This window comes from Pseudomonas sp. MYb541 (genome assembly GCF_037479595.1).
Taxonomy (GTDB): Bacteria; Pseudomonadota; Gammaproteobacteria; order Pseudomonadales; family Pseudomonadaceae; genus Aquipseudomonas; species Aquipseudomonas canadensis.
In genome coordinates, this window is record NZ_JBBGYS010000047.1 from 13,458 (window position 1) to 24,866 (window position 11,409).

General features: G+C 56.9%; 10 protein-coding genes. 6 read left to right on the plus strand and 4 right to left on the minus strand.

Features of this window, described 5'->3' with window-relative positions; all coding sequences use genetic code 11:
- Positions 1 to 56 precede the first annotated feature (56 nt).
- Positions 57 to 752: a heavy metal response regulator transcription factor gene (locus WH299_RS24425; RefSeq protein ID WP_056859943.1), complete on the plus strand. Its 696-nt coding sequence runs from the start codon at positions 57 to 59 to the stop codon at positions 750 to 752.
- Positions 725 to 2,119: a heavy metal sensor histidine kinase gene (locus WH299_RS24430; RefSeq protein WP_056859942.1), complete on the plus strand. Its 1,395-nt coding sequence runs from the start codon at positions 725 to 727 to the stop codon at positions 2,117 to 2,119. Before WH299_RS24425 ends, WH299_RS24430 begins: the two co-directional genes overlap by 28 nt.
- Before the next feature lie 60 nt (positions 2,120 to 2,179).
- On the opposite strand, the gene WH299_RS24435 is transcribed toward WH299_RS24430, so the two are convergent.
- A complete protein-coding gene (locus WH299_RS24435) occupies positions 2,180 to 2,686 on the minus strand; it encodes a nuclear transport factor 2 family protein (protein ID WP_078828237.1) in 507 nt (168 codons plus the stop codon).
- A 79-nt stretch (positions 2,687 to 2,765) separates the two neighbouring features.
- Positions 2,766 to 3,524, minus strand: a complete 759-nt coding sequence (locus WH299_RS24440) for an SDR family oxidoreductase (RefSeq protein ID WP_056860326.1) — start codon at positions 3,522 to 3,524, stop codon at positions 2,766 to 2,768.
- 267 nt (positions 3,525 to 3,791) lie between these two features.
- On the opposite strand from WH299_RS24440, the gene WH299_RS24445 reads away from it, so the two are divergent.
- Positions 3,792 to 5,204, plus strand: coding sequence for an MFS transporter (locus tag WH299_RS24445; protein WP_223271418.1), 1,413 nt, complete (start codon positions 3,792 to 3,794; stop codon positions 5,202 to 5,204).
- Position 5,205: 1 nt separating this feature from the next.
- Here the strand turns inward: WH299_RS24445 and WH299_RS24450 are convergent, their stop codons facing one another.
- Positions 5,206 to 6,066, minus strand: coding sequence for a LysR family transcriptional regulator (locus tag WH299_RS24450; protein WP_056859940.1), 861 nt, complete (start codon positions 6,064 to 6,066; stop codon positions 5,206 to 5,208).
- A 119-nt stretch (positions 6,067 to 6,185) separates the two neighbouring features.
- Here WH299_RS24450 and WH299_RS24455 point away from each other — a divergent pair, with 119 nt between their 5' ends.
- The 3 genes from WH299_RS24455 (at position 6,186) to WH299_RS24465 (ending at position 9,274) form a co-directional block, all read left to right on the plus strand.
- Positions 6,186 to 8,048, plus strand: coding sequence for an NAD(P)-binding domain-containing protein (locus WH299_RS24455; protein WP_223271419.1), 1,863 nt, complete (start codon positions 6,186 to 6,188; stop codon positions 8,046 to 8,048).
- Between the two features lie 88 nt (positions 8,049 to 8,136).
- The gene (locus WH299_RS24460) at positions 8,137 to 8,484 is read left to right on the plus strand and encodes a chorismate mutase (protein ID WP_058426038.1); all 348 of its coding nucleotides are present in this window, start codon (positions 8,137 to 8,139) and stop codon (positions 8,482 to 8,484) included.
- Between the two features lie 148 nt (positions 8,485 to 8,632).
- Positions 8,633 to 9,274: a hypothetical protein gene (locus tag WH299_RS24465; RefSeq protein WP_065873175.1), complete on the plus strand. Its 642-nt coding sequence runs from the start codon at positions 8,633 to 8,635 to the stop codon at positions 9,272 to 9,274.
- A gap of 434 nt (positions 9,275 to 9,708) precedes the next feature.
- On the opposite strand, the gene WH299_RS24470 is transcribed toward WH299_RS24465, so the two are convergent.
- Positions 9,709 to 11,364 (minus strand): GGDEF domain-containing protein, encoded by a 1,656-nt coding sequence (locus WH299_RS24470; protein WP_223271420.1) that lies wholly within the window; start codon positions 11,362 to 11,364, stop codon positions 9,709 to 9,711.
- Between the last annotated feature and the right edge of the window lie 45 nt (positions 11,365 to 11,409).

Consider the following 11,409-nt stretch of genomic DNA (forward strand, 5'->3'; position numbering starts at 1 on the left):
AGATACCGATGTCGCGGGCTGAATCCTGTCATGAAGAGACCCGAGCGCGCCTCACGATGCATATCCTGCTAATCGAAGATGACACCAAAACAGGTGAGTACCTCAAAAAGGGGCTCGGCGAGTCCGGTTACAACGTCGACTGGACCCAGCACGGCGCCGACGGCCTGCACATGGCCTTGCATACGACCTACGATCTGATCGTGCTGGACGTGATGTTGCCCGGGATTGACGGGTTTCAGATCATCGAGCTTTTGCGCGCCAGACAAGACGTCCCCGTGCTGTTCCTGACCGCGCGCGACCAGTTGCAGGACCGCATTCGCGGCTTGGAACTGGGCGCCGATGACTACTTGGTCAAACCTTTTTCGTTTACTGAACTGCTGTTACGCATCCGCACCATCTTGCGTCGTGGTGTCGTGCGCGAAGCCGACCATTTCCACCTCGCCGACCTCGAGCTGGATCTGGTCCGGCGCCGCGTTACACGCCAGCAGCAGGTGATCGTGCTGACCAACAAGGAGTTCGCCCTGCTGCATCTATTTCTGCGCCGGGCAGGCGATGTGCTGTCCAGGACACAGATCGCTTCGGAAGTCTGGGACATGAATTTTGACAGCGATACCAACGTGGTGGACGTAGCGGTCAAGCGCCTGCGCAGCAAGGTCGATCAGCCCTACCCTATCAAGCTGATCCATACCATTCGCGGTATCGGCTATGTCTGCGAGGTGAGGCCATGCGGTCCCGACGCCAACCCTCTCTGACCCTGCGATCGACCGTGGCGTTTTCCATGGTAGCGATGCTGGCCGTGGCCGGTGCAGGCGTTTATCTGTATCAGACGATGAAAGCCTCGGTATTGGTGTACAGCGATCATGCGGTCATGGGCCGCCTGGAACATTTTCGCAAGCTGCTGCACTACGAGCTCGCCATCGAAAAGCTGCGCGACAGCCCGCAGATTTTCAAGAACATGCTCGACAGCGAAGACGACATCTTCATCATTGAAGAGCCCGGACAGCAACCGGTAATCCAGGTAAATCCACTGAACGTCACGTTGCCTGAACTGCCCGTGATCGGCCAGGATACAAAGCTGAGCGTCAGTGACCTGCGTAGCGGCGTGACCGACTCGGGAACAATGCTGCGCGCCGCCTCCGTCGTCACGACGTCGGGGGGACGTGAAGTGCGCCTGACCGCCGCGCACCTCATGGGCAAGGAAATGGCTATGCTCGCGGCGTATCGCGAACGTATCTACCTGGCCGTTGCCCTTGCGTTTCTGGCCACCGCGTTGCTGGGTTACCTGGTACTGCGTCGAGGGCTGCGTCCGTTACGCAAGATGGCCGCGCATGCGGCAGCGATAACACCCGAGCGTCTGCACAGCCGTATGGACAGCTCCGATACGCCGGTTGAACTGCAACAGCTGAGTGACGCCTATAACGCGATGCTCGATCGTCTTGCCCGGGGTTATCAACGATTGACGCAATTTTCCGCTGACCTTGCCCATGAAATCCGCACGCCGGTGGGGTCGCTGATGGGGCATTGCCAGGTCGCCCTTCGCCAGCGCCGCAGCGAGGATGACTATCAGGCACTGATCGCTTCGAACCTTGAAGAGCTCGAACGGATCTCGCGCATCGTCGAAAGCATTCTGTTCCTTGCGCGCGCCGATGAAGCGCACGCACTGGTGGAGCGCCAGCAACTATCGCTGCATGACGAATCGCAGCGCATTGCCGACTATTTTGAAGGCTTGGCTGAAGAGCGGCGAATGACCGTACAGATAACAGGCGATGGAAACGTGCTCGCTGACCCTTTGCTGCTGCGCAGAGCCTTGAGCAACCTGGTGGCAAACGCCGTTCGCTATGCCTACGAGGGCACCGAGATTCAGATCCGGGTGATGGAAACCCCCGGCGGAGCCCGCATTGAAGTGAAGAACCAAGGGCCTGTGCTGAGTGATGAAACCGTGGGCAAACTCTTCGACCGCTTTTACCGCGGCGATGCGTCTCGCCACCAGAACTCTGACTCCTACGGCCTTGGCCTCGCCATCGTCGTGGCAATCATGCAACTGCATGAAGGTCACGTGCGTGTCGAACAGCCAAAGCCCGGGGTTATCTGTTTTTCGCTGTCATTCCCTGGAGCTTGAACGACGTCGGCGGACAGTGCTTGTCGTTCGCTGCCCCCAACTGAAACTCATGCGCGCAGGTCAACTGTCTGAGGGCTTGCCCAGGCTCTGGTGCTCGACCGGCGCATACTTTTCTTCGCCAGCAACGGGTACCCAGTCCTTCAAAGGTGTAAGAAAGTGCAGTTCAAAACGACGTGACAAGAACGCCCATCTTCCGTCCCGACGTTCAAACCTGTCGTGGTACAGCCCGCTGACTTGCACCGGGCCTTTTTCAATGTCGTGAAACAGGCAATCCGCAGCCACCGTACCCACCGCGCTGTCACCCTTAATATCGATCAGCGGGTTGGCCATCCAGTGATGCATATGTGGCATCTGGCGCCAGCTGTTTTGCGCCATCGCGAGGATTTCGTCACGGTTTCCGGCTTGGCCAAAACCCGGTAGATCCAGTGTTGATTCTTCGTGCCAGATACCGCTCAGGAGCGAGGCGTCGATGCGGTCGAAGGCATTGGCGTAGGCGTTTATCAGCGACTCGATGGCGGCGCGACTTTCCAGGGCGTCCAGTCGGGCGGTCAGTTGTTCCATGTTCATGATGGGGTTTCCTGCTGAGGCTTCGCATAAGCGACGAAGGCAGCCCTCCGCGAGGGCTGCGCTACGGTTGAGCACGTGTTCAGATCTGCGACAGGCCGCCGTCGACCATCAGCTCCACACCGTTGACATATTTCGCATCGGCAGATGCAAGGAACAGCGCCGACGAGGCGATTTCTTCAGGTTGGGCCATATACCCCAGCGGAGTGATCTGCTCGACGTGTTGGCGCAGCGCGGCAATGTCGCTCTCGCTCATCTTCAAGCCGTTATCCATCAGAGGCGTGCGGGTGAAGCCAGGGCTCAGGACATTCGCTCGAATCTTGCGACCTTTGAGTTCGTTGGCCCAAGTCCTGGCGAAGGACCGTACTGCGGCCTTGGATGCGTTGTAGAGGCTCAGTCCTTCCATCCCATTGCTGGAACAGATAGAGGCCGTCAACACGATCGACGCACCGTTTTTCAACAATGGCATCAACGTTTGAACGGTAAAAAAAACCCCCTTCACGTTAATGTCGAACATGTTGAAATAAGCCGCCTCGGTGGTCTCGCCCAGCGGGTTCTTTTCGCAAATACCCGCGTTGGCAAACACTGAGTCCAGCTGATCGTCGCGCGCCTCAATTGTAGCTTTGAGTTTATCGAGATCAGCCTGGCTGGCGACATCGGAAATGACCGCTACGACTCTGTCGCCTAGCTTCGCCACCGCCGCCTCCAGCGTGGCTGCAGAACGACCCGTGATGTAAACACGCTTGGCTCCCTCGGCAATCAAACCTTGCGCAATTGCAAACCCGATCCCTGTGGATGCCCCGGTGACGACTGCAACCTGATTAGCGAATTTGCCTGACATATCTGACTCCTCAGTCTCGATTGTGTGGCTCGACTGGAACCACAGTGCGGCCATTTTGAGAGGAGTCAGGGGCTGAGCGGCACTGCCATAAATGAACATTGGCCGTTCATTTATGTGAGGCGTAAGGGAAGGTTTGATCGTTTAGATTGGAGTCAGCTGATTCAGAGCATGACCTGCAATCGAGAATATTCTGGAACCGAAGGGTTCCAGGAAGGAGACCTTATGCCTAAGACAAAAGTCGCCCCCCCGGAACCGCGGCGTTGGTTGATGTTCACCATCTTGTTGGTCGGTGCATTTTTACCGCCGCTGGATTTTTTCATCGTCAACGTAGCGCTGCCTTCAATTCAGCAATCGCTAGGCACGGCCTCCTCCGCCGAACAGTTGATCATCTCCTCGTATGCGGCGCTTTATGCCGTGACACTGATTACCGGTGGACGGCTGGGTGACATCTATGGCCGCATGAGAATGTTCTTCGTTGGTCTGGTTGGCTTTGCCGTTGCCTCACTGATCTGCGGTGTAGCCGAGTCACCCTGGGTGTTGATCGCCGGACGTTCGCTGCAAGGCGTGACGGCAGCCATCATGGCACCTCAGGCACTCGCATCAGTGCAGGCGATATTCCCCGACTCCGAAAAGCCCTTGGCACTGAGCCTGTATGGCGCGGTCTTTGGTCTGGCTTCGGTAGTCGGCCAGGCACTTGGCGGAATATTGATATCGCTCAACCTGATGAACCTGGGCTGGCGGGCGATATTTCTGGTGAATTTACCGATTGCGTTACTGGTCATCCTTGTCGCCATTCCAGTGGTCAAGGAAACCCACGCACCACAGACAAGCAAGCTGGATCTGGGCGGAACGCTATTGTCGATGGTGACGCTTGCGGCTCTGATCATTCCTCTGATCGAGGGGCGTGAATCGGGTTGGCCTTTGTGGGCCTGGCTGTCGCTTGCAGCGGTGCCGCTGCTGGCCTGGCTGTTCTGGCGCTACGAAGCCCGCCTGCATCAAGCGCAAGGTGCTCCGTTGCTGAATCCTGCCGCACTGCGCGCGCCCGGTCTTGCCCGGGCACTGCTCGTCGCCCTCACCTTTTACGCGATCGGCGTGTTTTTCCTGCTGCTTTCCATTTATCTACAGGGAGCGCTGCACACGAGCCCACTCAATGCAGGCCTCGTCTTCCTTCCTTTCGGCGCGGGATTTTTGCTGGGACCGCTTTCCACCCCTCAGTTCAGGCGTTTTCTGGGGGCATACGTCAATCCCGTCGGAATGGGGCTTGAAGTGTTGGGATTTGTGCTCTTGGCCTGGCTCGTGGCGCACACGCCGATGTCCGCCAGCCCCGCTGCGCTGCCCCTTGCCGTCATTCTGTTTCTGATCGGTTTCGGACAAGGATTAGCCCTTCCGACATTGATGCGCATGATCACAGGACGTGTGGCACCCGCATACTCCGGCATGATTGCAGGCATTACCAGCTCCACCCTGCAAATCAGCACGTCACTGAGCGTGGCAATAATAGGCGGCATTTTCTACACCCTTCTAGGCACGGATACGGACGCGGCTGCCATCACCCACGCTTTCACCGTCTCCATACTCTGCATCGCAGCATGCCTGGCGGTAGGCGCGGGATTGAGCCTTACCCTGACGCGCCAACCTGCTACTGATCCGCAAACGGCGGCCATGCACCCAGCAGAGTGAGTCAACCGCATGCCTGATTGCCGATCATGATGGAAGCAAGATCGGCAAGAGCACGAAGGCTGTCCATCTGGCGCATGTCCTGGTGGTAGCCCATCCATATGTCGCGACCCGGTGGCGGCTCGTGCGGATCAATCAACCGCAGCGCCGTTAATTGGTCACCCAAGGCGCGGGGCAATACGGCAACGCCCTGCCCCTGCGTGCACATTTGCGCCTGGACTGTGCGGCTGCTACTGGTGAACAAGGTACGCGCCAGAGGGTAACGCTGCTGCAGCCACTGCACATCGGGATAATGAGACTGGGCAACACTCATGGTAATCAAACCAACCCCCTCGCCCTGTGGCTCGGGATCAGCAGATCCGACGGCCGTGTATAACCCATAGCTCAGGGAGATCAGCTTGCGGTGAACAATATCGGGTTCGGTGAAAGGGACGATTCGAAACGCGATATCGGCGTCGCGACGAGCCAGGTCAAACAATCGATGCCCGGCGATAACCTCAGGCACAATCAGAGGGTAACGTCGCCCCAGTTCACTGAGGACGGGGGCCAGCACATAACAGGCAAACCAGTCAGCGCAAGAAATGCGCAACACACCTTCTGGCTGGGCGCTGTCGCCCGCCAGGCGCCTTTCGATGGCCAACGCACTCTGCTCCATTTCCTGCGCTAGGCTGAGCAGCTTCTCTCCGCTGTCGGTCAGTACCAAACCTTGGGTGGTACGCAGGAAAATGGGCTGGCCACTGGACTGCTCAAGCACCTGCAAGCGCCGCCCCACGGTCGGATGGCTAACACCCAACAGCTTGGCAGCAGCGCCCAATGACCCACTGCGGGCAATCGCGAGAAAGATCCGCACATCACTCCAGTCCATACTCTACCCCGTACAAAAATGAACAGTGAGAGTGCAGTAATGGCAGTGCCGTAGCAATCCCAGGCTCGACATACTTCTCTGCATACACCTTCGTCGAAACACCAACCGAGGGACTGCAAATGAAGATTGGCTTTATCGGTGTGGGAAGCATGACCAGAGCGATCATTCCGTTGCTCATCCGGGCCGGCCATCACGTATCGGCATGGAACCGTAGTCACGCTGCGATTATGGATCTCGAAGGAGTAAGCGTTCTCGAATCCCCGTCCTCGGCCTTTCAGCAAGAGGTCGTCATCAGCCTGCTGGCCGATGATGCCGCCGTCAGGGAAGTGCTGCTGTCCAGCGCTGCTCTGGAAAATGCAGACAAGGCCTGCGTGCATGTCGTGATGTCGACTTTGTCGCCTTCACTCATGGTCGAGTTGCAGGGCATGCATGATGCAATCGGCATGGCATTGGTCGCGGCACCGGTTTTCGGCGTGCCCGCCGTGGCCGCGAGCGGCGAGTTGAACATCCTGGCGGCCGGATCGCAGCTAGCTGTCTCGACGGTTCAACCGCTGTTTGACCTGCTCGGGAAAAAAACCTGGTATCTGGGCGATCAGCCTGAACACGCGTGTATCGCGAAAATCGCCGGCAACATGATGATCACTCAAGCCATCCAGTCGCTGGGCGAAGCAAGCGGACTCGTTCAACGCCACGGACTGACCCCTTCGATTTTCGTCAACCTCATGACCCAGACCCTGTTCGCCTGCCCCAGTTATCAACGGTATGGGCAGAACATCGCCAACAACAGCTTTGAACCGGGTTTCAAACTGTCTCTTGGCCTCAAGGATATAAATCTGGCTATTGATGCGGGCCGTCTCAAGGACCTGGAACTGCCTGCTGCGGATGCAGTGCGATCGAAAATGACGTCGGCAGTTGCCCGGGGAGACGGGCACAAGGACTGGTCGGTCTTCGCTACGCAGACACTTACCCAATCAGCCGATCATGCCCAGCAACCCTGGCGAAGCGCACCGATAAAACGTACGCGGCGTGGCAACTTCTGGGTGACCGGCGCCCGTGTTACCCAGAACGGTAAAAATTTCCAGAAGGGTCCGATGTACGTAGCCTGGGAATCCCCTGAGCACATCACTCAAGCCTATCCCGTGGTGCTGGTGCACGGCGGCACGCTGCAGGGCACCGAATGGCTGGATACACCCGATGGTCGCCCGGGATGGGCGCAGCGGTTCCTCGAAGCGGGCTTCGTAGTCTTTCGCGTCGACAGACCCGGCCACGGGCGATCGCCGTATCACCCCGACATCATGGGACCGATGGGGCCAGCGTTCTCCTATGAACGCGCCCGCGAAGTTTACTTTCCAGAGGGAGGTGGAGAAACGCAGTGGCCGTTTGAGTCGGATGACGAAGCAGCGTTTGACGCCTTCATTGCAGCTTACGGCCCCATGCCGGCTGACCTTGCGGCCTCGCAGACCCTGGACGCGGACCGACTGGCCGAACTGCTCGACAGAATCGGTAAGGCCATCATCGTTACGCATTCCGCTTCCGGGCCCAGTGGCTGGTTGGTCGCCGATCGTCGACCCGACCTGATCGCAGGGATTGTGGCAGTGGAGCCTATGGGGCCGGTATTTGGCCATACGCCGGGTATAGGCAGCCTCGAATGGGGACTGACCGCCGCCCCTTTGACCTTTGATCCGCCTCGCGAGACGGCGGAGCAAGTCCGCACAGCAGAACCATCAACCCTGAAAATTCCCGGATTGCAGGGCGTTCCGGTAGCGCTGATGACAGGTGAGACATCAGCGTTTGCTTCTTACGCATCCAGCATTGTCCCTTTCCTGCGAAATGCCGGTGCCAACATTCACCACCTGGATCTACCGGCACTGGGTATTCACGGCAACGGCCACGGATTGATCTATGAACGCAATTCAGACTCGGCTTTCAAGGTAGTCATGCAGTGGCTGGAGGAATCGTTGAACATGCCCGATCCCGCGTAAAGCGCCTGCTCAGGTTCTCCGTCCAATCATGGAAGGACCAAGGAAGGGTACAGACAAGCCCCTTAGAACAACTGCCACGAGGTTATCCATGGACAATTCCGACATCACGCGTCAACTCTCGGCATTCAGACAAACCATCGACAATATCGACGCCGCGCTCATCCACATGCTTGCTGAACGGTTCCGCTGTACTGATGAGGTCGGCTTGCTTAAAGCCCGACATCAATTGCCAGCGGTGGACAAGAAGAGAGAGCAGCATCAATACGAACGTCTGACAGCCCTCGCCCAGGAGGCCAACCTCGATACGGCCTTCGTCCAGAAGCTGATGCAGTTTGTCATCGGTGAAGTGGTCGACCGCCACAGACAATTTGCGGCCAGGCATAACCCAGGACTCTGCGAGGGCGCTGTCCTCAAACCTGAAAACACCGCCGTCTAACCCGCCGCCTCCCCTCACTAGACGCCCGGGAATTGCTGATAGATCGCAGACAACTCGATAGAGAAGCGACTGAATAAGCCCCTTTCTCCGACCGATTCCTGAAAGGCAATTAGACTATCAAGACGAGCAGAACCGCATGAAATGGCCAATGATCGATCAGATTCGCAGTTTCACTGTTTTACCCTCTGGCTACACATGGGATTACCTGAAACGCGAGGAGATCGATGTAGCGATAATTTTTTTCCAGACGTGGTTTCCCTCCATTACGGTGGGGTTAGGGAGCCCTTTTCTGAACCAGCAATTTTATGAAGACAACGTGGTGCTCGAAGACGATCTGGAGCGGGCGATGTTCGCTATAGTGGTCCGCCGAAATCATGAAATCGTCGCGATAGCAACGTGGGAAAAAATTGACGGCGCTGATGTCATCTTCGGGCGAGTGGGCGCGGTAGCCAAACATCATAGACAAACCAAACTGGCCGTAGCTGCCCAAGACCTCGGAGAAAAAATGGGAAGGTTCATGGGAGCGGGCTTGATCTATGGTATGGCGACAACCAGCGCTCCGTATATGCAACAAGCACTGGAGCATGCGGGTTACAAAGCCGTAGGAATAATGCCTGGCTTCGACCAAGAGGAAACAGAGCCAGGAATCGTTCGCAGGGTTTACGAAGTCATCTACGCAAAACGACTCGCCCCCAACTCAAATTTTCTGATTCCTTCAGTACACAACCTCACACCGACCGTCGCTCGGCTTTATGCAGAAATATTTCACGAAACAATCAGGGCTGAATGAGAGGCAAGCATAAAACCAGTGTGTTTCGGATCAAATAAAGATCCTCGCTCACGCTGATTGCGTTGCTCGGGAGCGCCGCTTTAGCTTGCGTGCACCGAATACCAGGTACTGCCATACTGGAGTCAGTCGCAGGTCACCATTCAAGATCACTCGCACACTCAATGCGATTGGGGGCAAAAGGGGGGGCAAATAACAGCATTATCGACCTGAAAACGCCTTCCTAGAGCCTAGTCAAAATGTTTTTCGGAAGCTCTGTCAACATGGAGCAGCTATGACTGACAGCTCTCGGCCAGAAGTGGCCATTCAGCTTTCACAATCCGGGCCAGTCAACTGCGCTGAATTGAAGCCTCATGCGAAGGACGACACACGCACACCGCAATGGCGCACTGGTTTCTAACCACCAAGTCTTTTCGCAGGGGCACCACGCAGCAGCTTCAAGCGTGCGCAGCGATACTGGCTTTGCTTTGGAACATGTCGGTGTCAGCCTTGAAAATCAAATCGTCGAGGCCTTCACCATCTTCCGGATACCACGCCACCCCTAGGCTAGCGCTAACCTTGATCTGGCTGTTTTCCCATGGAATGGGCAAGGCGACGGCTTCGCAGATTTCACCTGTGATGCGCTGGATATCGCTTCTGCGATGCGCGCCGTCGAGCAGCAAGATAAATTCATCACCGCCCATGCGGGCAGCTATTTCGAACTCGCAAATATTGGATTTGATCGCCGAGGCTGCGTGGATCAGCATGGCATCGCCCGCCTGGTGGCCATAACGATCATTGATCTGCTTGAAGTGGTTCAAGTCGATATAGCACAGGGCCAGATGCTCTCCACGATTCTTTGCATCGAGCAGCCTCTGACTAGCGAAGGGAATAAAACTATTGCGATTGGGTAAGCCAGTCAGGCTGTCATAGAAAGCCAGCTTGTGTACTTCCTCTTCGGCGAGTTTGCGCAACTTGATCTCGTTGCGTAGATGGCGCTGGGAATTCAACAGAACCAGAGCGAACATCAGGACAAGCACAGCGCCGATGCTGATCAGAACAATGGTCTTGCGCAGTCGCTCAACGAGTTGCGGCGGGTTGGGATCGTAAATGAAGTTTTCCAGCCCGGCGATAGTGTCGACCATACCCAGTTCGAGGAAAGTTTCAGCCATACGTTGCCAACGCCCTGGGTTCATATGACCGATCTCGATCAGGTCAGATACCACCAGCGGACGCATGGCCTGAGCTTCGAACTGCAAGTGCGCGCGACTTTTGTCCACCGAATACTGATTGAGCAGCAGGTCTATGATTTGCTCGGGGTTATCCATCGCGTAGCGCCAGCCGCGCAGGGTAGCGCGGCGGAAGGCCTCGACGCGCTGTGGATGCTCGTCAATCTCGGCCTGGCTGGTGAACAGGATGTCGCTGTAGAAGTCGATCCCGTAGGTGACGGGCGAGATGATGTTGTATTCCACGCCCCGCTGTTGCAGGTAGAAGGGCTCGTTGGTCAGGTACGAGTTGAACGCCGTCACTTTACCGCTGGCCAGATCCCCAATTTGAAAACTGCTGGGTAGCAGTTGTAGTTTTTCGAGGGGTATACCCTCGCTACGGAACATCGCCAGAAAATCGGCATCTGTCTGCGCATCCATCAGCATCAACGGCTTGCCGATCAGGTCGTGCGCAGTGCGAACACCCTGGTCTGTGCGAGCCACGAGCACGGAAGGTGAGTGCTGAAAAATCACCGCCAGCGCTACCAAGGGCTTTCCATGCAGGCGTGCGTAGAGCAATTCGCTATTAGCTTCGCCGTATTGGGCACGCCCAGAGAGCACTTCTTCGACCGGTGTGACATTGGGGCCACCTTCGTGCAAGCGCACGTCCAGTCCTTCTTCACGGTAATAGCCCTGAGCGATGGCGGCATAGTAGCCCGCGAACTGAAACTGATGCCGCCAACGTAGCTGTACATCAATAACCTGCTCAGCACTATTCTGTTTAGTGACCGGACTCGCCCACGCAGCCTGAGCCGAGAGCAACACGAAACACAGTAGTCGACGCAGCCGAACCAACAGAAGTCTCTCCGGCCGGTCGAGCGCGTTAGAACAGCAACAGCGGCTGGGCATCGTGAGAGTCCATGGATCGCGCTCGTGGTTGAGCGTGCAAGGCGT

Bases quoted from the DNA above. Each gene is read 5' to 3' on its own strand.
- WH299_RS24425 (WP_056859943.1), top strand. From the start codon at position 57: ATGCATATCCTGCTAATCGAAGATGACACCAAAACAGGTGAGTACCTC.
- WH299_RS24430 (WP_056859942.1), top strand. From the start codon at position 725: ATGCGGTCCCGACGCCAACCCTCTCTGACCCTGCGATCGACCGTGGCG.
- WH299_RS24435 (WP_078828237.1), bottom strand. From the start codon at position 2,686: ATGAACATGGAACAACTGACCGCCCGACTGGACGCCCTGGAAAGTCGC.
- WH299_RS24440 (WP_056860326.1), bottom strand. From the start codon at position 3,524: ATGTCAGGCAAATTCGCTAATCAGGTTGCAGTCGTCACCGGGGCATCC.
- WH299_RS24445 (WP_223271418.1), top strand. From the start codon at position 3,792: ATGTTCACCATCTTGTTGGTCGGTGCATTTTTACCGCCGCTGGATTTT.
- WH299_RS24450 (WP_056859940.1), bottom strand. From the start codon at position 6,066: ATGGACTGGAGTGATGTGCGGATCTTTCTCGCGATTGCCCGCAGTGGG.
- WH299_RS24455 (WP_223271419.1), top strand. From the start codon at position 6,186: ATGAAGATTGGCTTTATCGGTGTGGGAAGCATGACCAGAGCGATCATT.
- WH299_RS24460 (WP_058426038.1), top strand. From the start codon at position 8,137: ATGGACAATTCCGACATCACGCGTCAACTCTCGGCATTCAGACAAACC.
- WH299_RS24465 (WP_065873175.1), top strand. From the start codon at position 8,633: ATGATCGATCAGATTCGCAGTTTCACTGTTTTACCCTCTGGCTACACA.
- WH299_RS24470 (WP_223271420.1), bottom strand. From the start codon at position 11,364: ATGCCCAGCCGCTGTTGCTGTTCTAACGCGCTCGACCGGCCGGAGAGA.